This is a genomic window from Variovorax sp. GW821-FHT09B01 (genome assembly GCF_059418345.1).
The window spans coordinates 809961-828789 of sequence record NZ_JBWKPQ010000001.1 but is presented as its reverse complement, the minus strand read 5'-3'; the positions used below and the strand labels follow the sequence as shown (position 1 = coordinate 828789).

Annotated in this window: 19 protein-coding genes and 1 tRNA gene; 7 read left to right on the top strand and 13 right to left on the bottom strand. The window is 68.6% G+C overall.

The genetic code is table 11. The features are described from left to right. Positions 1-5: 5 nt before the first annotated feature. From AC07RV_RS03545 to AC07RV_RS03535, 3 genes are read left to right on the top strand one after another with little or no spacing between them, the layout of a single operon-like run. Entirely contained in the window at positions 6-872 is an 867-nt protein-coding gene (locus tag AC07RV_RS03545; protein WP_296782454.1) for a MaoC/PaaZ C-terminal domain-containing protein, read from the top strand. Further along, positions 869-1867, top strand: a complete 999-nt coding sequence (locus AC07RV_RS03540) for an NADPH:quinone oxidoreductase family protein (protein ID WP_296782452.1) — start codon at positions 869-871, stop codon at positions 1865-1867. The genes AC07RV_RS03545 and AC07RV_RS03540 overlap by 4 nt, the downstream gene beginning before the upstream one ends. A 28-nt stretch (positions 1868-1895) precedes the next feature. Continuing rightward, a complete protein-coding gene (locus AC07RV_RS03535) occupies positions 1896-3032 on the top strand; it encodes an acyl-CoA dehydrogenase family protein (protein ID WP_296782450.1) in 1137 nt (378 codons plus the stop codon). A 37-nt stretch (positions 3033-3069) separates the two neighbouring features. On the opposite strand, the gene AC07RV_RS03530 is transcribed toward AC07RV_RS03535, so the two are convergent. From AC07RV_RS03530 to AC07RV_RS03485, 10 genes are all read right to left on the bottom strand, one after another. Further along, a complete protein-coding gene (locus AC07RV_RS03530; protein ID WP_296782448.1) occupies positions 3070-4209 on the bottom strand; it encodes an acyl-CoA dehydrogenase family protein in 1140 nt (379 codons plus the stop codon). Continuing rightward, positions 4206-4574: a DUF6285 domain-containing protein gene (locus tag AC07RV_RS03525; RefSeq protein WP_296782446.1), complete on the bottom strand. Its 369-nt coding sequence runs from the start codon at positions 4572-4574 to the stop codon at positions 4206-4208. The genes AC07RV_RS03530 and AC07RV_RS03525 overlap by 4 nt, the downstream gene beginning before the upstream one ends. Positions 4575-4591: 17 nt before the next feature. After that, positions 4592-5596, bottom strand: coding sequence for a phosphotransferase family protein (locus AC07RV_RS03520; protein WP_296782444.1), 1005 nt, complete (start codon positions 5594-5596; stop codon positions 4592-4594). Between the two features lies 1 nt (position 5597). Next, positions 5598-7121 (bottom strand): acyl-CoA synthetase, encoded by a 1524-nt coding sequence (locus AC07RV_RS03515; protein WP_296782443.1) that lies wholly within the window; start codon positions 7119-7121, stop codon positions 5598-5600. After that, a complete protein-coding gene (locus tag AC07RV_RS03510; RefSeq protein WP_296782442.1) occupies positions 7118-8014 on the bottom strand; it encodes an enoyl-CoA hydratase-related protein in 897 nt (298 codons plus the stop codon). The genes AC07RV_RS03515 and AC07RV_RS03510 overlap by 4 nt, the downstream gene beginning before the upstream one ends. Further along, positions 8011-9144 carry an acyl-CoA dehydrogenase family protein gene (locus AC07RV_RS03505; RefSeq protein ID WP_296782441.1) on the bottom strand — a complete coding sequence of 378 codons (1134 nt, stop codon included), beginning with the start codon at positions 9142-9144 and terminating at the stop codon, positions 8011-8013. Before AC07RV_RS03505 ends, AC07RV_RS03510 begins: the two co-directional genes overlap by 4 nt. Positions 9145-9150: 6 nt before the next feature. Then, positions 9151-10335 carry an acyl-CoA dehydrogenase family protein gene (locus AC07RV_RS03500; protein ID WP_296782440.1) on the bottom strand — a complete coding sequence of 395 codons (1185 nt, stop codon included), beginning with the start codon at positions 10333-10335 and terminating at the stop codon, positions 9151-9153. Between the two features lie 184 nt (positions 10336-10519). After that, positions 10520-12235 (bottom strand): site-specific integrase, encoded by a 1716-nt coding sequence (locus AC07RV_RS03495; protein ID WP_296782438.1) that lies wholly within the window; start codon positions 12233-12235, stop codon positions 10520-10522. 44 nt (positions 12236-12279) lie between these two features. Further along, a complete protein-coding gene (locus AC07RV_RS03490) occupies positions 12280-13287 on the bottom strand; it encodes an SDR family NAD(P)-dependent oxidoreductase (RefSeq protein WP_296782528.1) in 1008 nt (335 codons plus the stop codon). A gap of 54 nt (positions 13288-13341) precedes the next feature. Continuing rightward, the gene (locus AC07RV_RS03485) at positions 13342-14100 is read right to left on the bottom strand and encodes an SDR family NAD(P)-dependent oxidoreductase (RefSeq protein ID WP_296782437.1); all 759 of its coding nucleotides are present in this window, start codon (positions 14098-14100) and stop codon (positions 13342-13344) included. Positions 14101-14249: 149 nt separating this feature from the next. On the opposite strand from AC07RV_RS03485, the gene AC07RV_RS03480 reads away from it, so the two are divergent. Together AC07RV_RS03480 and AC07RV_RS03475 are read left to right on the top strand one after the other, a co-directional pair. Next, positions 14250-14852 (top strand): TetR/AcrR family transcriptional regulator, encoded by a 603-nt coding sequence (locus AC07RV_RS03480; protein ID WP_296782436.1) that lies wholly within the window; start codon positions 14250-14252, stop codon positions 14850-14852. A 124-nt stretch (positions 14853-14976) separates the two neighbouring features. Further along, positions 14977-15053 (top strand) — tRNA-Arg (locus tag AC07RV_RS03475). A 74-nt stretch (positions 15054-15127) separates the two neighbouring features. Here AC07RV_RS03475 and AC07RV_RS03470 read toward each other — a convergent pair. Then, positions 15128-15571 (bottom strand): VOC family protein, encoded by a 444-nt coding sequence (locus AC07RV_RS03470; RefSeq protein WP_296782435.1) that lies wholly within the window; start codon positions 15569-15571, stop codon positions 15128-15130. Positions 15572-15725: 154 nt separating this feature from the next. Between AC07RV_RS03470 and AC07RV_RS03465 the strand changes: the two genes are divergently transcribed. After that, complete coding sequence (locus AC07RV_RS03465; protein WP_296782526.1) at positions 15726-16610, top strand: LysR family transcriptional regulator; 885 nt, start codon at positions 15726-15728, stop codon at positions 16608-16610. Between the two features lie 39 nt (positions 16611-16649). Here AC07RV_RS03465 and AC07RV_RS03460 read toward each other — a convergent pair whose 3' ends face one another. Then, positions 16650-17048 carry a GlcG/HbpS family heme-binding protein gene (locus AC07RV_RS03460; protein ID WP_296782434.1) on the bottom strand — a complete coding sequence of 133 codons (399 nt, stop codon included), beginning with the start codon at positions 17046-17048 and terminating at the stop codon, positions 16650-16652. Further along, positions 17041-17817: an SDR family oxidoreductase gene (locus AC07RV_RS03455; protein WP_093349521.1), complete on the bottom strand. Its 777-nt coding sequence runs from the start codon at positions 17815-17817 to the stop codon at positions 17041-17043. Before AC07RV_RS03455 ends, AC07RV_RS03460 begins: the two co-directional genes overlap by 8 nt. A gap of 85 nt (positions 17818-17902) precedes the next feature. On the opposite strand from AC07RV_RS03455, the gene AC07RV_RS03450 reads away from it, so the two are divergent. Next, complete coding sequence (locus AC07RV_RS03450) at positions 17903-18814, top strand: LysR family transcriptional regulator (protein WP_296782433.1); 912 nt, start codon at positions 17903-17905, stop codon at positions 18812-18814. Positions 18815-18829 lie beyond the last annotated feature (15 nt).

Below are 18829 nucleotides of genomic sequence, written 5' to 3'. Positions count from 1 at the left end.
CGACGATGCTCGACTATCAGAAGGCCCGCGACTGGCAATCCGGCGAGGTTCGCCACGACTACGCACCGAGGGACACCATGCTCTATGCGCTCGGCCTCGGCCTGGGCGCCGACCCGCTCGACGAAAGGCAGCTGCGCTTCGTCTACGAGAAGGAGCTCGCGGCGCTGCCGACCATGGCGGCGGTGCTGGCTTCGCCGGGTTTCTGGATGCGTGAGCGGCGCGAGATCGGCATCGACTTCATGAAGCTGGTGCACGGGGAACAGGCGCTGCGCCTGCATGCGCCGCTGCCGCCGTCGGGCACGGTGCTCGGGCGCACGCGCGTGACGCGCGTGGTCGACAAGGGCGAGGGCAAGGGCGCGGTGCTGCATGTGGAGAAGGAACTGGCAGATGCCGAGGGCCAGGCGCTCGCCATCGTCGAGAGCGTGTATTTCCTGCGCGGCGACGGCGGCTTCTCCCAGGCCGACGGCCGCAGCGACGAAGCCGCCGCGCCGGCGCCGGCCACGCCCGAGGGCGCGCCCGAGCATGTGCTGGACCTGCCCACGCGGCCCGACCAGGCGCTGCTCTACCGGCTCTCGGGCGACCTCAACCCCTTGCATGCAGAGCCGGCTTTCGCGGCCAAGGTGGGCTTCGCGAAACCGATCCTGCACGGCCTCGCGACCTGGGGCATCGCGGGCCGGGGCCTGCTCGAGGCGCATGCCGGCCTCGATCCGGCGCGGCTGGTGGCGATGCGCGCGCGCCTGTCGGCGCCGGTCTATCCGGGCGAGACGATCCGCCTCGAGAGCTGGCGCAACGGCAACGAGGTGGCGTTTCGCGCACGCGCGCTCGAGCGCGACGTGCTGGTGCTGACGCACGGCCGCGCCGAGCTGCGATGAAGGCTTGGCGCGTCGAGGCGATCGGCGATCCGGCCGGCCTGCGCCTCGCCGACGTGCCCACGCCAATACCGGCCGCCGACGAGTACCTCGTGAAGGTCGAGGCGGCGGGCCTCAACTTCCTCGACACCCTGCTGGTCGAGGGCCGCTACCAGGTGCGGCCCGCGCTGCCGTTCACGCCCGGCATGGAGGTGGTCGGCACCGTGGCCGGCGGGGCCGATGCGGGGCTGCGCGTGGCGGCCGCGACGCCGTCCGGGCGCTTCGGCGGCTTCGCGGAATACGCGCTGGTGCCGCGCGCCGAGGCGGTGGTGCTCGAGGCTGACGTGCCGCCCGGCGTGGCGCTCGCGCTGCGCGGCAACTATCCCACCGCGCTGTATGCGCTGCGCCATGCGGGCCGCCTGGCCGCCGGCGAGACCCTGCTGGTGCATGCGGGCGCGGGCGGCGTGGGCAGCGCGGCCGTGCAACTGGGCAAGGCCATGGGCGCGCGCGTGATCGCCACGGCGGGCAGCGATTCCAAGCGCGAGCTCTGCCGCGCGCTGGGCGCGGATGCGGTGGTCGACTACGGCGATGCGGCCTGGGTCGATGCGGTGCGCGCGCTCGCGCCGCGGGGCGTGGACCTCGTCTTCGATCCGGTGGGCGGCGAGGTCGGTGCGCAAAGCGCGCGCTGCCTCGGGTTCTGCGCGCGGCTGCTGGTGGTCGGCTTCGCGGGCGGTTCGCTCACGCAACTGCCGGCCAATCGCCTGCTGCTGGCGAATGCCTCGGCCATCGGCGTGCTGTGGGGCGAGGTGCGCAAGCGCGAGCCGGCCCTGGCGAGCCAGCTGGCGCAGGAGATCCGCGACTGGTGGCGCGAAGGGCGATTGCATCCACTCGAGGCCACGGCCTTCGACTTCGCGCGGCTGCCCGAGGCGCTGGCCGCCCTGGCGCAGCGGCGCACCTGCGGCAAGGCGATCCTCACGCTGTCGCCGACGGAACGTGCAGGATCGAGTTCGCTTGCGTAGAATCAATGGTTCTACCAAAGGAGACATGATGGACTTCAACCTGCCCGCCGACGCCGAGGAGATGCGCGTCGCCACGCGAGACGCCGTCGACGCGCTGCTCAAGCTCGAACCGCGCTACCACGAGACCGGGGAAGTGCCCGAGCAGGTCGAGAGCACCCTGCGCGAGATGGGCTTCTACGGCATGGCGATCCCCGAGGCCTACGGCGGCATGCCGGTGGACCACCTCACGAGCGTGGCGGTGCAGCTCGAGCTCGCGCGGCTGCCGCCGCAGTTCTGGCCCTTCGTGCGCTCGGCCATCGGGCCGGGCGTGCACATCATCGTGGACCACGGCAGCGAGGCCCTCAAGAAGAAGTGGCTGCCCGAGATCGCCTCGGGCCGCTCGCGCAACTGCATCGCGATCACCGAGCCGCATGCGGGCTCCGACGCGGCGCGGATGCTGACCTCCGCCAAGCGCGAGGGCGACCACTACGTGCTCAACGGCACGAAGACCTTCATCTCGAACGCCAACCATGCGCACTCGATCACCGTGCTGGCCTCGACCGACCGCGCGGCCGGCAAGCATGGCATCTCGGCCTTCCTGCTCGACACCACCACGCCGGGCTTCGAGGTGGCGCGCACCATGCCGACCATGGGCTGGATGGACGACAGCCTCTGCGAGATCACCTTCACCGACTGCCGCATCCCGGTGGAGAACCTGCTGGGCGAGGAGGGCCGCGGCCTCTCGTACGCGATGTCGGGGCTCAACGAGGGCCGCCTCAACGTGGGCTGCCAGGCACTGGGCCCGGCGCAGATCGCGCTCGACGAGACCATCGAGCATGCGCGCACGCGCGTCACCTTCGGGCAGGCGCTGGCCGAGCACCAGGCGATCCAGCACATGATCGCCGACATGGCGATGGACCTGCATGCCGCGCGCATGGTGCTGTTCGAGGCCGTGTGGCGCGCCACGCGCGGCGAGGATGCACGCATGAAGGCCTCGATGGTGAAGGTGATCTGCACCGAGGCGGCCTGCCGCATCGCCGACAAGGCGCTGCAGATCTTCGGCGGCTCGGGCTATTGCCGCGGCACCATCGTCGAGCGCGTGTACCGCGACCTGCGCGTGCTGCGCATCTACGAGGGGGCCTCGGAGATCCACCGCAACATGATCGCGCGGCAGTTGCTGGCCTGAGGCGAGGCCGGGGCGGGCGCGGCGCCCGCGCCCGGCTTCACCGCATGAGTTCGCGCGCGATCACCACGCGCTGGATCTGGTTGGTGCCTTCGAAGATCTGGTTGAGCTTGGCGTCGCGCATCATCTTCTCGACCGGATAGTCCTTCACGTAGCCGTAGCCGCCGAAGACCTGCACCGCATCGGTCGTGACCTTCATCGCGACGTCGCTCGCGAAGCACTTGGCCATGCTCGCGAACTTGGGCAGCGCGGCCCAGTCGCCGGCGTCGGCCAGGCGCGCGGTCTCGTAGACCAGGCAGCGCGCGGCCTCGATCTGCATCGCCATGTCGGCCAGCATGAACTGGATGCCCTGGAACTCGATGATGGCGCGCTTGAACTGGCGCCGCTGCTTGGCGTAGGCCAGCGCCGCGTCGAGCGCGCCCTGCGCCAGACCGACCGAGGCCGCGGCGATGGCGGGGCGGTTGAGGTCGAGCGCGCGCATCGCCGAGCGGAAGCCCTTGCCCTCCTCGCCGAGGCGGTTCTCGGCCGGCACGCGCACGTTGTCGAGGTAGATCGGCACGTTGATCGTGCCCTTCATGCCCATCTTGCGCTCGTTGCGCCCGAAGCTCAGGCCCTGGCTGTTCTTCGCGTCGACGATGAAGGGGCTGATGTCGTCGCCGCCGCCGCCTTCGCCGGTCTTGGCGAAGACCAGGATGTAGTCGGCGCGGCTGCCGAAGGTGCACCACTGCTTCTGGCCGTTGAGCACGTAGCTGTCGCCGTCGGCCACCGCGCGCGTGCGCATGCCGCCCACGTCGCTGCCGCAGTCGGGTTCCGACAGCGCGATCGCCGTCACCGTGCGGCCCTCGGCCAGCAGCGGCAGGAAGCGCTGCTTCTGTTCCTCGGTGCCGAAGTGCATCAGCGGCAGCGCGAACATGGTGTTCATGCCGGCCATCAGCGCGCACGACTCCGACACGCGCGAGATCTCCTCGCGCGCGATGCACACCATCGTGAGGTTGGCGCCGGGGCCGCCGTAGGCCTCGGGCACCCACAGTTGCAGCAGTCCCATGTCGCCGTAGATCGGGATCAGCTCCTCGGGAAAGCGGTCGTTCTCGTCGATCTCGGCGGCGATGGGCGCGACATGGCGCTCGACCATGCGGCGCACGCTGTCGCGAAAGGCGATCTGTTCTTCGGTGAAGTTCATGGGGGGAGGTCCTTGGTGATCCAGCGAGGGTTGTTGATGGCCAGCGCTTCGGCCAGCGCGGCGCGCAGGTGCGCCGCGACGCCGGGCGCGTCGGGGTCGAGCCGGCCTTCGCGCAGCGCATCGGCCAGCGCGAGGGAAGGGGAGGCGGGGAAGCTATCGCCCTGCAGCAATGCGAGCAGGCGCTCACGCGCTGCCGCGTCGTGCGCGGCGCCGAGCCGCAGCTCGCGCTCGACGATGCGCAGCACGTTGATCGCGATGCGGGTCTGGAAGCGGTGGTAGCCCTCGAGCGAGGGCATCAGCTCGTCCTCGAGATAGCGCGCGGTCGCCGCGAGCAGGGTGGGGGCGGGCGGTACGCTGTCGGACATGGCCGCGGCTCCTTTCTTCAACGATCGACGAGCTGGAAGAAGTCCCACAGCGGCTCTTCCATGCGCCGGCCCACGGCGCACAGCTCGAGGCTCGCGGGCGTGCCGTCGTCGCGGGTGGCGAGGCCGCGGCGCACGCAGCCGATGGCCCACTTGAGGTTGGAGAAGGCCTCCCAGAAGCGCACGCGCGCGGGATCGACCGGCGCACCGCCGGCGCGTTCATACGCTGCGTAGAGCGCCTCGCGCGCGCCGAAGCCGCCGACCTCGGGCGCGGCGCCGAAGCGCCAGGTCCGCATGCACAGCACGCCGAGGTCCTGCATCGGATCGCCGCGGCGCGCGATCTCCCAGTCGAGCACGCAGCGGATGCCCTCGGGCCCGACGATCAGGTTGCCGGTGCGGAAGTCCGCGTGCACCAGCGCGTCGGTATCGTCCGCGGGCAGATGGCGGCGCACCCATTGCAGCGCGAAGTCGAGCGCGGGATGACGGAAGCCCGTGGCATCGAGCAGGCCCGCGTAGACCGCGAGTTCCTGCGCGGGCGAGAGCCGCTGCAGGAAATCCAGCCCGGTGGTGGGCATGCGATGGATTGCAGCGAGGATCCGCCCGGCCTGCTCGGCCATCGCGGCGCGCGCACCGGCATGCGCGGGATCGGCGACCAGCTTGCGTCCCAGCGTCTCGCCTTCCACATGCTCGGTGACGTAGCCGCGGCCGAGGCCGTCGTGCAGGTCGAGGATGGCGCGCACCCTGGGCGCCGGCACGCCATGGCCGCGCGCGGCGATCATCAGCCGCGCATCGTCGGCGGCATCGAGCTTCGGTGCCGACGATTCCCTTCTTTCGGATGTGGCCGCGGGCGCCTGCTGCAGGATCAGCGCGACAGGGCCGTCGGCGGTCGCGAGCTCGAAGGACCAGGTGGTCTTGGTCGCGCCGCCCGTGAGGCGGCGCAGCGCCTCGACGCGGCCGTGCAGTCCCGCATGACGGCTCAGCGCGGCGGCGAGCCGTTGCGCCATCGCTTCCGTGGCGGGCGCCATCTCAGATCCTGCGGCCCGCGCCCTGCCAGAACGGGTCGCGCAGGCGGCGCTTGAAGATCTTGCCGCTGTCCTCGCGCGGCAGCGACGCGTGGAAGTCGATACGGCGCGGGACCTTGTACCGGGCCAGCCGCTCGGCGAGGAAGGCGCGGATCGCTTCCGCGTCGGGCGCGGCGCCGGGCATGCATTCGATGGCCGCGGCCAGTGACTCGCCCATCTCGTCGTCGGGAATGCCGAACACCGCGCAGTCGCGCACCGCGGGGCATTGCAGCAGCACGGCCTCGATCTCGGCCGGATAGATGTTCACGCCGGCCGAGATCACCATGTCGGCGCGGCGATCGCACAGGTAGAGGTGGTCGTCCTTGACGTAGCCCACGTCGCCGCAGCTGATCAGGCCGTCGCGCTCGACCTCGCGGCGCTTCTCGGGATGGTTGTGGTACGTGAAGTCGGCATAGGCCGGCACGCGCACGAAGATCTCGCCGATCTCTCCCGGTGCGACCAGGCGGCCGTCCTCGCCATAGAGCGCCATGCGCGCGCCGGGCGTCAGCCGGCCCACGCTGCCGGGAAACGCCAGCCAGTCCTGCGGCGTGCTCAGCGTGGCGGTGCCGACCTCGGTGCCGCCATAGGTCTCGTACACCACCGGTCCCCACCAGTCCATGAGCGCGCGCTTGGTATCGGGCGCGCAGGGCGCGCCGGTGTGGGTGACCCAGCGCAGCGAGCCCAGGTCGTAGCGCCGGCGCACCGCCTCGGGCAGCTTGAGCATGCGCACGAACATCGTGGGCACGGCCACCATGTGGCTGATGCGGTGGCGTTCGATCGCGGCGAGCACGGCTTCAGGATCGAACTTGGTCTGCATCGCCAGCAGCTCGCAGGCGGGCAGCGCCTGGCGTGCGTAGGCATTGGGCGAGGCGTGGTACAGCGGCCCCGCGATCAGCGCGCGCACGCCGGGCTGCAGGCCGTACACGCTGCGCAGCAGTTCGACATAGGCGCGTGCCTGCTCGGGCGTGGCCGCCTCGCGCCGCACGCCCTTGGCGCGGCCGGTGGTGCCCGAGGTGTAGATCATGGTGGCGCGGCTGCGCATCGGCGGGCCGTCCCAGGGCGCGAAGCCCGCGAGCCAGGCGTTCCATTCGAGCGCATCGGTCGGCACCGTGGCGTCTTCTTCGGTCAACGAGAAGGCGCGCATTGCCTCGGGTGGCGTCGGTACTGTCACGACGATGATGTCCGCGGGGATGCGGTCGCGCACCGGTGCGAGCAGGTCGGCGTGGCCCACGAGCACGCGCGGGCGCGCGTCCTCGACGATGTAGAGCACCTCCTCGGGCTTGCCGTGCCAGTTGATGGGCACGGCGTAGGCGCCGAGCGCGGCCGCGGCCTGCTGCGCCTCGAGAAAGGCGAAGTCGTTGCGCAACAGCAGTGCCACCGCGTCGCCTTCGCGCACGCCGAGCGCATCGAGGCCGCGCGCGGCCTGCAGCGCGCGGCGGGTCAGCAGGTCGCGCTCCATGGCGCGTCCGTCGAGGATCACCTGGCTCATGTCGTCGTGTCTCCGGTGGGGGCGAACGGCGGCTCCGTCCACCAGGGGTAGGGCGCGGGCATGCCGGTGCTGACATCATCCGGAAAGCGCGCAGGTCGCTTCTCGCGGAACGAGGCCACGCCCTCGGCGGCGTCGGCCGAAGCGCCACGCGAGCGCAGCGCGGCGCTTTCGAGGCGATGGGCCTCCATCGGATGCGGCGCGCCGAGCATGCGCCACATCAGTTGCCGCGTGAGCGCCACCGACACCGGCGCCGCATGCGTGGCGATCTCCGCGGCCAGCGATTGCGCGCGCGCCAGCAGCTCGCCGGGCTCGCACAGCTCGCTCACGAGCCCGCCCGCGCGGGCCTCCTCGGCATCGAAGACATGGCCGCCCATGCTCCATTCCAATGCCTTCGAGATGCCCGCCACGCGTGGCAGGAACCAGCTCGCGCAGGCATCGGGCACGATGCCGCGGCGCGCGAAGACGAAACCGAAGCGCGCGTCGCGCGAGGCGATGCGGATGTCCATCGGCAGCAGCATCGACGCGCCGATGCCGACGGCCGCGCCATTCACGGCGGCGATCAGCGGCTTGGTGCTCGCGAACAGGCGCAGCGCGAGCACGCCGCCGCCGTCGCGACCCGCTTCCTCGCCCGATTCGGCGTCGCGCGCGGCCGCGGCCGGATCGAAGGCCTGCGCGCCTTCCGACAGGTCGAAGCCGGCGCAGAAGGCACGGCCCGCGCCGGTGATCACGATGGCGCGCACCACGTCCTGCGCATCCGCGAGGTCGAGCGCGCGGCACAGTTCGCGGCGCATCGCGCGCGTCATCGCGTTCATGCGCTCGGGGCGGTGCAGCGTCAGCGTGAGCACCGGGCCCGACAGGTCCCAGCGCAGGGTCTCGAAGACGGGTTCGCTCATGCCATCGCCGCCAGCCGCGCCGACTGCGCATCGACATCGCCGAAGAGCTGGTCGAGCAGCGCGAGGCGGCGCAGGCAATGGCCCACCGCGTACTCCTCGGTCATGCCGATGCCGCCGTGCAACTGGATCGCGGCGTGGCACAGGCTGCGGCCGTGGCGGCCGATCATGAGCTTGGCGCGCGCGAGGTCGGCGCGCGCGCCGGGTGCGTCGAGATCGTCGGCGGCGACCGCCGCCACCAGCGCCATGCTGCGACACATCTCGAGGCTCACGAGCATTTCCGCCGCGCGGTGGCGCAATGCCTGGTTCTCGCCGATCAGACGGCCGAACTGGCGGCGCGTCTTCAGGTAGTCGACGGAAAGCCGGTAGGCCGACTCCATGAGGCCGACGGCATCGGCGCAGACCGCGGCGGTGCCGGCGGCCAGGGTTCCCTCGAGCGCGCGCTGCGCGATGGCGGCATCGTGCGGATCGTGAAGGGGAAGTGCCGCGGCGGATTCGAAGCGCAGTTCGCCGGCCGGCGTGTCGTCGACCAGGCGATGGGCGCGGCACTGCACGCCCGGGCCCTCGGCATCGACCAGGAACAGGGCGAGGCCCTGCGCATCGTCGGGCGCGCCGGCCACGCGCGCGCTCACCACGACATGGTGAGTGGCCGTGGCATGCAGCACGTTGCATTTCGCACCGTCGAGCCGCCAGCGCTCGCCATCGTGGCGCGCGACGGTCTCGATCCACAGCGGGGCCTGGTGCCCGGCCGCTTCGTCGTGGGCCCAGGCCAGGCGGACTTCGCCGCTGGCCACGCCGGGCAGCAAGCGCGCCTGCAGGGCGTCGTCGCCCGCGAGCCGCAGCGCGGTGGCGCCGAGCACGACCGAGGCAAGGAAGGGCTCGAGCGACAGCGCGCGGCCGAGTTCCTGCATCACCGGCAGCAGGTCGACGGCGCCGCCGCCGAAACCGCCGTGGGCCTGCGGCAAGGGCAGGGCGGTCAGGCCCAGCTCGGCCAGTTGGCGCCACACCGCTTCGCTCCAGCCCGCGGGCGTGGCGGCGATCGCGCGGCGCTGCTCGAAGCCGTAGACATCGCCGAGCAGGCGCGAGAGGCTGGCCTGCAGCGCCTGCTGCTCTTCATTCAGTTCGAAGTTCATGCGGGCCTATCCCAGGATCGTCTTGGAAAGAATGTCCTTCTGGACCTCGCTCGTGCCGCCGTAGATGCTGGCGGCACGGCTGTAGAAGTAGCGCATCGCCAGCGGTCCGGCCCAGTGCTCGGCGCCGGGCCCGTCGTGCGCGCGGCGCTCCATCGCCGCGGGGCCGGCGATGCGCTGCAGCAGCTGCGCGATCTCCTGCTGCAGCTCGGTGCCCTTGAGCTTGAGCACGGAGGCGAAGCCCGGGTTCTTCCGCGCCGTGTCGTTCGACAGCAGGAAGCGCCAGTTCGTGACCTCGAGCGCGCGGATCTCGGCGTCGAGCACGGCCATCTCGGCGCGCAGCCGCGGGCTGTCGACCAGCGGCCGGCCGGCCTGCGTGAGGCGGCCCGCCAGTTCGCGCGCATAGTCCAGCCGCTCGCGGCACAGGCCCACGTTGGCGATGCCGGTGCGCTCGTTCATCAACAGGTACTTGGCGCAGTCCCAGCCGCGGCTTTCCTCGCCGACGAGGTTGTCGACCGGCACGCGCACCGCGTCGAAGAAGACCTCGTTGAGATGGTGCTGGCCGTCGATCGAAGTGATCGGGCGGATCGTGATGCCGGGGCTGCGCAGGTCGATCAGCAGGAAGGAGATGCCGTGCTGCTTGCTGCCCGTGCCATCGGTGCGCACCAGCGCGAACACCCAGTCGGCCAGGTGCGCGGTGGTGGTCCAGATCTTCTGGCCGTCGACGACGTAGTGTTCGTCCTCGCCTTCGCCTTCCCGCCTGGCCGAGGTGCGCAGCGAGGCCAGGTCCGAGCCCGAGCCCGGCTCGGAGAAGCCCTGGCAGAACCAGAGGTCGAGGTTCGCGAGCTTGGGCATGAAGAAGCGCTTCTGCGCCTCGGTGCCGAACTTCAGCAGCACCGGCCCGAGCATGCCCACGTTGAACACCTGCGGCAGCGGCGCGGGCGCGCGAAACAGCTCGTCGAGCAGGATCAGCCGCTCGGCCTGGCCGAGCTCGGCGCCGCCGTACTCACGCGGCCAGTGCGGCGCCGCCCAGCCGTTCTCATTGAGGATGCGCTGCCAAGTGACGGTGTCCTGCTTGCGCGGCGGATGGCCCAGGCGCAGGCGTTCGCGGATGTCGGCGGGCAGCCGGTCCCTGATGAATCGACGGACCTCGTTGCGGAAAGTGGCTTGATCGGGGGGCGTGTCTAGATTCATCGGGCGAAGCAGCGGTGGCTGAGAGTGGGCTCGGGCCATCATATGCCGGACTTCTTATTGGATCAACCATTGCGTTTCGGGTCGATGTCTCCGTGACGCCGAATTCATCCAATGAGTGTTATGTAAAATCAATGGTTCTGTTGTTGGGTGTGCTTCTGGCCCGTTTGGCCATGAAGCTCAGCAATCAGTCCCGAGACGGAAATGCTTCGTCGATCTGCCGTGAACGCGCGACTTCATCGGCGTGCAGGTAGATGGACGTGGTCTGCAGGGAGGCGTGCCGCAGGTTGTCGCGAACGATGGTGAGCTCTGCCCCCCGCGCCAGCGCGTGGGTCGCGTGTGTGTGACGCATCCAGTGCGGACTGGCGAGGCGGAGCTTTTCGGCGAGCGCAGGGTTGTCCTTCGCCACCATTTCACCCGTAAGCAGGAAGAATCGGCGCAGGATGCTCCAGAGCCTGGCCGAGGTGATCCCCTCGGTGCTATCGAGATCGATGCTGCCGATCAACGGCAAGGCCGGATTCCAGCGCGCACGGGTGGTCGGAATGCTGCGCTGGAGCAGGTAGCGATCGAGTGCCGCGCGGGCCAGCGAGGGCAAGGCCACCTTGGCCGTCTTTGCGCCCTTGCCCACGAGATGCAGCCATTGGTCGCCGCGGCTGTCGATCTCGATCTGCCCCAGCTTCGCCCCCACCAGCTCGCTCACGCGCAGTCCCGTCGCATAGGCGAAATCGAGGACGAAACGCAGCCTTTGCGCGGCGAGAAGCGTCCACCCTCTCCCCCACTCCAGTCCGTCGGCGATCGTGCGGATGAGCCTCCACTCCCCCTCGCTGAAGAAGCGAGCGGCGGCCAGGGGCCGAGCCGGTGCGCCGCCTCGAACCTTGATGCCGGCGAAAGGGTTGGCCAGGGTGTATCGCTGCTGCATGAGCCAGCGGAACATGGCGCCGACGACCGACAGCGCATAGGCGGTGGAGCGCGCGGACAGGTCTCCCGCGAACGGTCGCCAATCACTCGCGCCGCGCGGGCGCGCAGGGCCGACCCAGCGACCTCGGGGTGACGGACGGCGCAAGAAGGCTCGATAGGCGACCGCATCCTCGGTGGTCAACGAAGAAAGGGCCCGTCCCCTCTCGAGGATCGACCAGAGGATGAGCCGCTCCGCTTCCTTGCGATAGGCCCGTTGTGTCGCAGGCGATTCCTGAAGAGCCAGCCAGGTCTGGATGGCCTGGTAGTCGTTGCTTGCCCCGAGTGCGCAGGTGGCCGGCGGCGCGCGAAAGGTGCCGCGGGATCCGTCGACATCGTTCGGGAGATGAAGCCGTTCCCACGGCACCACGTCATTCGGCGCGTCGGAAACGACGAGCGCGCGTGCGCGCTCCGTCAGTTCGGGATGCGCCATGAAGAGATCCTCGACCTGGCGCGCACCCGCCGCTCCGAGTCCCGGGACCGCAACCCACCAACGCCGCCGCCGCGGCACTCGCACGGTGAGCTCCGCGAGCGTGCGGATGCCATGGCCGTGCAATGTCTTCGCGATGCGTGGCGGCAGCCAGGCTCCGACCTCGTCCGTCACCAAGGGCGCGGGCGGTGGCAGCTTGCGCAGGATTTCGATGGCATTGCGCACCGCTTCTGCCCGTGCCACGCGCTCCGTGGAGGGATGCGTGAGCAGCGCGGCGATGTCGGCACGACGACGTGTTTCGGCGAGCACGACCAGTTGGCGCCGAATGGCGCCCAGGACCGCGCGGGAAGACTGTCCGTCGGTGCTCGCGTGCCCGAGGTACTGAACCACGCTGGCACGTGCACTCATTCCCGCATACCAGGCGCGCAATGCCGCCAAGGCGGCCTGGCCGGGGAAGCCCTCCTCGCCTCGGTCACGAGGCCTTGCGGCTGCTTCGGAGGTGGGTGGGCTACTTTTCATGGGGAGAGATTCTCTCCCCAATCAAGCTGTTGTGATAAGAAGAGTTATCGAAGTAGCACGGATTGACTGATGGGCACAGCGCCTGCAATCCGATCGACCTGAAGTGCCTGTGTCCTGGCCCAAAGTTGCTCGGCGCGTCCAGCGTCGAGTGCATAAGATCTGACACCGTCGGCAAACGGATTGGGCGAATCGTTCACCGGAGCGACGGCACAGTCCTCGAGATAGCGGCCTCCTATCTCGTCCGCGTCGGCAACGACTGCCGCCCAGACCGAAGTCGCCGCTGCCTGTCCGACATCTTTCAGTTGCCCTGGAGGAAGACCTGCGTCGGCACGCGCCTTGCCCACGGTTTCGAACAGGCCTTGCAATTGCTCTGCCGAGAAGTTGCGCGGCAGTTCGGTCAGGCTGTTGCCCGGCATGACCGCCGCCGCCCGGACGCCACGATGGCGATGACGCTTGTCGAACGCCACCGCAAACAGGGTCTCCGCCGTCTTCGATCGACCGTACGCGACGAACGGGTCGTAGGGCTGTTCCGAGAAGTTCGGATCGTCGAGGTCCACATCGGCAACGCGGTGCGCCTGGGACGACAGCATGACCAGGCGACCGTTGTCGACGAGAAGCGGTTCGATCCGATGGATCAGAACGAAGTGGCCCAGGTAGTTGGTCGCGAACTGGATCTCGAAGCCGTCGTCCGTCAGACCGAAGGGCGTGGCCATCACGCCGGCGTTGGCGATGATGGCGTCGAAGGGACGACCGTCGGCGAGCAGTCTGTCGGCGCTGGCGTGCACGCTTCGCAGGGATGCGAGATCGAGTTCGCCCAGCTCGAAGCTGCCTCCGGCCTGCGCCGCCGCATCGCGCACCGATGCCGCTGCCGCCTGGGCCTTGGCCAGGTCCCTGACCAGTCCCACAACGCTGGCACCACGCGAGACGAGCGCACGCGCGGTCTCGACACCGATCCCCGCCGATGTTCCCGTGACGAGGAAGCGCTTGCCCTTCAGATCGACATCCGCCAGCACGTCTTGGGCGGTCGATTTCGCATCAAATTTCTTGCTCATGTGTTTGTCTTGCACGTTGTTCAGTTCGAATTTCATTGGCCGAGCCGCTGAAGCTCAGACGGCCAAACCGCCGGCCACGTCGATCACGCTGCCAGTCATGTAGGCGCCGTTCGGTCCGACCAGGAAGCAGACCAGGGCCGCGACTTCCTCGAGCGTCGCAATGCGGCGTATCGGATGCAGATTCAGAAGCGCCTCCGGCACTCCATCGCCGAGGACCTCGGCCGCCATGTCGGTCGGCATGACGCCCGGCTGCACGACGTTGACGGTGATGTTGCGACTGCCGAGATCGCGCGCCACACCCTTCGCATAGCCGACCAGGGCCGCCTTGCTTCCCGCGTAGTCGGCGGCCCCGGCGAACGGAACATGGGTGCCCAGCAGGGAGCCGATGAAGACGATGCGCCCGCCATCGGAAAGCACCGGTGCCGCCGCGCGCGTGGTGGCCACCGTTCCCATCACGTTGACCTGCCACTGCCGGTCGAGGTTGACCGTGTCGAGTGCGGGATCGTCGACGGTCTTGCCTTGCACGGCGATGCCGGCGTTGTTGACGAGGATGTCGATCCGGCCGAAGTGCGACAGCACCTGGTCGACCATGGGCTTTGCCGCGGTCGTGTCGGCCTGGTCGCTTTGGATGGCCAGGGCCCGAACGCCCTTGGCTTTCAATTTCGCCACCACCGCATTCGCCTTTTCTTCAGAGGCAACGTAGGTGATCGCGATGTCGGCACCAAGGTCGGCCAACGCTTCCGCGGTCGCGGCGCCCAGCCCCCGCGAACCGCCAGTGATGAGGGCAAGCTTGCCCTTCAAGAATTGCTGCATGACATGCTCTTTCGAAGACAACCGGGCGCCGTGTCCCGGGCATCGGGAATTCATAACGATCGGTATCGTAACGAACGATACGAAAATGGACGAAGAGCGTCAAGCGGTTTAATATCGATCGTTACGAAAAAACCAAGGTGGTGCGACTCATGGGACGTCAGCGCGAATTCGATGTGGAGCAGGCATTGGAAGCCGCGCTGACCATGTTCTGGCGCAAGGGCTACGAGGGCACCTCGTACACCGATCTGACGCAAGCCATCGGCGTCGAACGCCCGGCGCTCTATTCGGCGTTCGGCAACAAGGAAGCCCTGTTCCGGCAGGCGCTGGAGCGCTACTACGCCCACTATCTCGCGTTCTTCCCCGCCGCGCTCGAGTTGCCGACCTCGCGCGAGGTTGCCGCGCACATCCTCTACAACACGGCGGAACTGAACACCCGCGACCCCGAACGCGCGGGTTGCCTGGCGATACACGGCGTGCTGGCCGGGTCGGACGACGCGGAGCCGGTGCGTCGAGCACTGGTCGAGGCCCGTGCCGCAGCTCAAGCGACGTTGCAAGAGCGCTTCGAGCGCGCCAAGCGCGAGGGTGACCTGCCCTCCGATGCGAAGTGCGATGCGCTGGCGGCCTATGTCTGCGCCGTGTGTCACGGCATGGCGGTGCAGGCCAAGGCGGGCTTCAGCCGCGACGTGCTGGAGGCCGTCGCCGATCAAGCGCTTGCCACCTGGCCAGGCAGCGGCCGGTCCTCGGGCAGATAGCCGCAGGGGTGACGGCGAATCCTCGCTGGGCGAGCGCTGGACGCCAGCCACCAGATCGTCGGCGTGGTGCACTGGCCGGCCCGCAAGGGTAGGTGCCGATTTCCGGGCTATAATCGAAGGCTTCGCGGCTGTAGCTCAGCTGGATAGAGTACTTGGCTACGAACCAAGGGGTCGTGGGTTCGATTCCTGCCAGCCGCACCAGAATTTCGGTTCTAGATCTACGGGTTAGACGCTCAGGCGTCTAACCCGTTTTTCTTTGTGCGCGACCTTTGCGATTACCTGGCGAACAGCATCTCGATGTTCGCGAAGGCCTTGATCTCGATCGCGTTGCCCGATGGGTCGAGGAAGAACATCGTCGCCTGCTCGCCCGCTTCGCCCTTGAAGCGGATGTAGGGCTCGATGATGAACGTGATGCCGGCCGCCTTCAGCCGATCCGCCATCGCGTCCCAATCGGCGCGCGGAAGCACGATGCCCATGTGGCGCACCGGAACGCCCTTGCCGTCGACATCGTTCTTCTGCGCGACTCCGGCCTCTTCGGGCGAGAGATGGGCAACGATCTGGTGACCGTAGAAATTGAAGTCGATCCAGTCCGGAGAACTGCGGCCCTCGGGGCAGCCGAGGGTCTCGCCATAGAACCGGCGCGCGAGCGCGAGGTCATGCACGGGAAACGCGACATGGAACGGCGACAGCATCGCGGGGTTGGTGCGGGGGGCAAGCATCGGGGGTCCTCGGTGTGGTTGTACAGGCCCGAACGATAGGCATGCCGATGCAATAAAAAAAGCAATTAATATTGCGGTTTTAGACAAATAATTTTTGTATGAAGCCGAGGGGCCAGGGCTCGTCCCCGGCGCTCGAGAACAGCAGATCGCTTCCATGATCCGAGAACTGAAGACCCTTCTGGCGGTCGCGAGCGAGGGCACCTTCTCGGCCGCTGGCGACAAGATCGGACTCACCCAGTCGGCCATCAGCGCCCAGATGCAGCGCCTGGAGGCCGAGGTGGGCCACGACCTCTTCGACCGCGCCGGCCGCACCGCCCGCCTCAACGATCGCGGGCACCAGATGGTCGGCCAGGCCGAGCAGCTCATCCGCATGTATTCGGACCTGTGCGCCGGCAACATCGGAACGCCGACCTCGTTCCGGTTCAGCATCGGCTCGATCGCTTCGGCGCAATCGCACCTGCTGCCCGAGGCGATCGCGCGCTTCCATCGGCAGTTTCCGGAGGTCCGGACCCGGCTGGTGCCGGGCCTCTCGATGGACCTGGCCCAGCTCGTCGATGCCGGCGAACTCGAGATGGCGATCGTCATCCGGCCGCCCTTCTCCCTGCACAGCGACCTGCGATGGACCACGCTGGCGCAGGAGCCCTTCCGGCTCATCGTTCCGAGGGATGCGCCGGACATCGGCTGGCGGGAGCTGCTCATGACGCTCCCCTTCATCCGCTACGACCGCGCATCGCTGGCCGGCCGGCAGGTGGACCGTTTTCTGCGACGCGAACATATTGCAGTGAGGGACGTCTGCGAGGCGGACGAACTGGAGGCGCTGATCCGTCTGGTCGCCCTGGGGCTGGGCGCGTCGCTGGTGCCGCAGACGATGCGCAACCGCCGCTGGCCCGCGGCGGTCCGTGTCATCGACCTCGAGGAAGACACCTTCCATCGGGACATCGGCCTGGTTCATCGCAGCAAGCGCAACATGAACGAAGCCTCGCGCGCGCTCGCGCACCTGATCACCGATGCCTATGGCGCGGTGCCGCCCGAGGCTTGAACGCGAGGGCATCGACGCCCGCATGCCTTCCCGCGCCAATCAAGCAATGGCTGCACGTGCGAGTGCCGCATCCTGATCGGGTGTTCCGCCGGACACCCCCAGCGCACCGATCAGCACACCGTCGCCATCGAACAGCGGCAAGCCGCCGCCCATCAGCAGCAGACCGCCCGCGTGGATGTGGTCGAAGTGCGGCGCCGGTACCCCCACCTGCAGCGGCGCATTCAGCGCTTCGCTCGGCATCCTGAACATCACGGAGGCGCGGGCCTTGGCGATGGCCAGTTCGCTCGAGGCGAGCCACGCATCGTCCATGCGCGAAAAGGTGACCAGGTTCGCACCGCGGTCGAGGACCGCGAACACCGCGTTCACGCCGGCCTCTTGTGCAGCCTGCCGGCCCCGGGCCACCACGTGGTGGGCATGGTCGATGGCGATGTCAGGCATTCTGCGACCACTCCGTCGCCTGCCACTGCCTGGCGGCATCGATCGTCGCCAGCGGACGCATCGTGCGGTAGAGGTGCTCGTCGGCGGGAATGATCTCGACCATGGCGTCGATCATTTCCTGCGGATCGGCCTGATCGAGCAGGCTCCCGCTGAAGTCGGGCATCGGCACGACCGCCTTGTCGGCGTCGTACCACTGCACGAAGCTCTCGGCCCCGGTGTCGTTGAAGCCGGTGCCGAAGACGCCGGGGTTGACGGTCGCGACCTTGATGCCGAAGGGCGCGAGCTCCGCTTTCATCGATCCGGCAATGGCTTCGATCGCGTGCTTGGTCGCGCAGTAGATGCCGAGGAAAGGCACCACCAGGATGCCGCCCATCGACGAGGTCCACACCACCTTGCCCGAGCGGCGCGCCACCATCCTGGGCAGGATGGCCTGCACCAGCTGCAGATGCCCGAACACGTTGATGTCGAACGACTCGCGCACGCGCTGCATCGGGATGTCGGCGATCGAGCCGCCCTCCATGACGCCGGCGTTGAGCACCAGCACGTCGGGATCGAAGGAGCCCGCGTGCGCGATGTCGATGCCGTCGAGCAGGTTGAGCTTGATCACCTCCATCTCGACCCCGGCGGCGGCGGCATCCGCGCGCAGGCCGCGGACCTGCGGCCAGGTTTCGGCGGCGGCCACCACCTGGTGGCCTTGCCGGGCCAGTTCGATGGCAGAGCCGCGGCCGAAGCCCGAGCTCGCACCCGTGATCAAGATCTTCTGGGACATGGTTCGAATACCTTTCGTGTGACTGTGCGAGCCAGTCTAGGAAGGCCATACCATTCGGACAATCCCACCAACACTTGTTGCTCCGATGAATCCCGTTCATCAATTCAAAGGCTGCGATCTGTTCGCGCTGAATGTCTTTCTTTCGGTCGCGGCGCACCGCAGCTTTCGTGCCGCGGGCCGGGAGCTGGACATCACGGCATCGGCCGTCAGCCACTCCATCAAGACGCTCGAGCAGCGCCTGGCCGTGAGACTGCTGAACCGGACCACGCGCAGCATGTCCTTGACCGATGCCGGGGAGCGGCTGGCGGTCAAGTTGCGGCCCAGCTTGTCGTCGCTCACGCAGGCATTGCAGGAGGTCGACGAGTTTCAGCACACCCCCAGCGGCACGATACGCATCAATTCCAGCGAAGGCGCGGTTCGCCTGGTGCTGCGGCCCCTGCTCGCGCGCTTCGTGCGCATGTATCCGCAGGTCCATCTCGACATCGTCTGCGACGGGAGGCTCGGCGACGTCGTCGCCGACGGCTTCGACGCGGGCATTCGCCTGTTCGAAGCCGTGCCGCAGGACATGATTTCGGTGCGCGTGGGCGGGCCGGTGCGTTTTGCCGCCGTTGCCTCGCCGAGCTACCTGGCGGCGCGCGGTCGGCCCGCCGTGCCGCAGGACCTGCACCAGCACGACTGCATCCGGTTCCGTTTCGAGAGCGGCGCCCTCTATCGCTGGGAGTTCGCCCGCCATGGCGTCGAGGAGAGCATCGACGTCAAGGGGCCGATCACCCTCACCGACCAGCCGCTGATGGTCGATGCCGCGATCGAGGGCATCGGCATCGCCTTCGTGCCCGATCACCTCGCCCTGGAGGCATTGCGCGACGGCAGGCTCGAACGCGTGCTGGATGAATGGTGTCCCGCCTATCCAGGCCTGTGTCTCTACTATCCGGGACACCGCCACGTCTCCGGTGCCTTGCGTGCACTGATCGACATGGTGCGCGACGGGGCCTCGTGAGGACGCTTCCTCGCT

Coding starts and splice junctions, on each gene's coding strand:
- AC07RV_RS03545 (WP_296782454.1), top strand. CDS start 6: ATGCTCGACTATCAGAAGGCCCGCGACTGGCAATCCGGCGAGGTTCGC.
- AC07RV_RS03540 (WP_296782452.1), top strand. CDS start 869: ATGAAGGCTTGGCGCGTCGAGGCGATCGGCGATCCGGCCGGCCTGCGC.
- AC07RV_RS03535 (WP_296782450.1), top strand. CDS start 1,896: ATGGACTTCAACCTGCCCGCCGACGCCGAGGAGATGCGCGTCGCCACG.
- AC07RV_RS03530 (WP_296782448.1), bottom strand. CDS start 4,209: ATGAACTTCACCGAAGAACAGATCGCCTTTCGCGACAGCGTGCGCCGC.
- AC07RV_RS03525 (WP_296782446.1), bottom strand. CDS start 4,574: ATGTCCGACAGCGTACCGCCCGCCCCCACCCTGCTCGCGGCGACCGCG.
- AC07RV_RS03520 (WP_296782444.1), bottom strand. CDS start 5,596: ATGGCGCCCGCCACGGAAGCGATGGCGCAACGGCTCGCCGCCGCGCTG.
- AC07RV_RS03515 (WP_296782443.1), bottom strand. CDS start 7,121: ATGAGCCAGGTGATCCTCGACGGACGCGCCATGGAGCGCGACCTGCTG.
- AC07RV_RS03510 (WP_296782442.1), bottom strand. CDS start 8,014: ATGAGCGAACCCGTCTTCGAGACCCTGCGCTGGGACCTGTCGGGCCCG.
- AC07RV_RS03505 (WP_296782441.1), bottom strand. CDS start 9,144: ATGAACTTCGAACTGAATGAAGAGCAGCAGGCGCTGCAGGCCAGCCTC.
- AC07RV_RS03500 (WP_296782440.1), bottom strand. CDS start 10,335: ATGAATCTAGACACGCCCCCCGATCAAGCCACTTTCCGCAACGAGGTC.
- AC07RV_RS03495 (WP_296782438.1), bottom strand. CDS start 12,235: ATGAAAAGTAGCCCACCCACCTCCGAAGCAGCCGCAAGGCCTCGTGAC.
- AC07RV_RS03490 (WP_296782528.1), bottom strand. CDS start 13,287: ATGAGCAAGAAATTTGATGCGAAATCGACCGCCCAAGACGTGCTGGCG.
- AC07RV_RS03485 (WP_296782437.1), bottom strand. CDS start 14,100: ATGCAGCAATTCTTGAAGGGCAAGCTTGCCCTCATCACTGGCGGTTCG.
- AC07RV_RS03480 (WP_296782436.1), top strand. CDS start 14,250: ATGGGACGTCAGCGCGAATTCGATGTGGAGCAGGCATTGGAAGCCGCG.
- AC07RV_RS03470 (WP_296782435.1), bottom strand. CDS start 15,571: ATGCTTGCCCCCCGCACCAACCCCGCGATGCTGTCGCCGTTCCATGTC.
- AC07RV_RS03465 (WP_296782526.1), top strand. CDS start 15,726: ATGATCCGAGAACTGAAGACCCTTCTGGCGGTCGCGAGCGAGGGCACC.
- AC07RV_RS03460 (WP_296782434.1), bottom strand. CDS start 17,048: ATGCCTGACATCGCCATCGACCATGCCCACCACGTGGTGGCCCGGGGC.
- AC07RV_RS03455 (WP_093349521.1), bottom strand. CDS start 17,817: ATGTCCCAGAAGATCTTGATCACGGGTGCGAGCTCGGGCTTCGGCCGC.
- AC07RV_RS03450 (WP_296782433.1), top strand. CDS start 17,903: ATGAATCCCGTTCATCAATTCAAAGGCTGCGATCTGTTCGCGCTGAAT.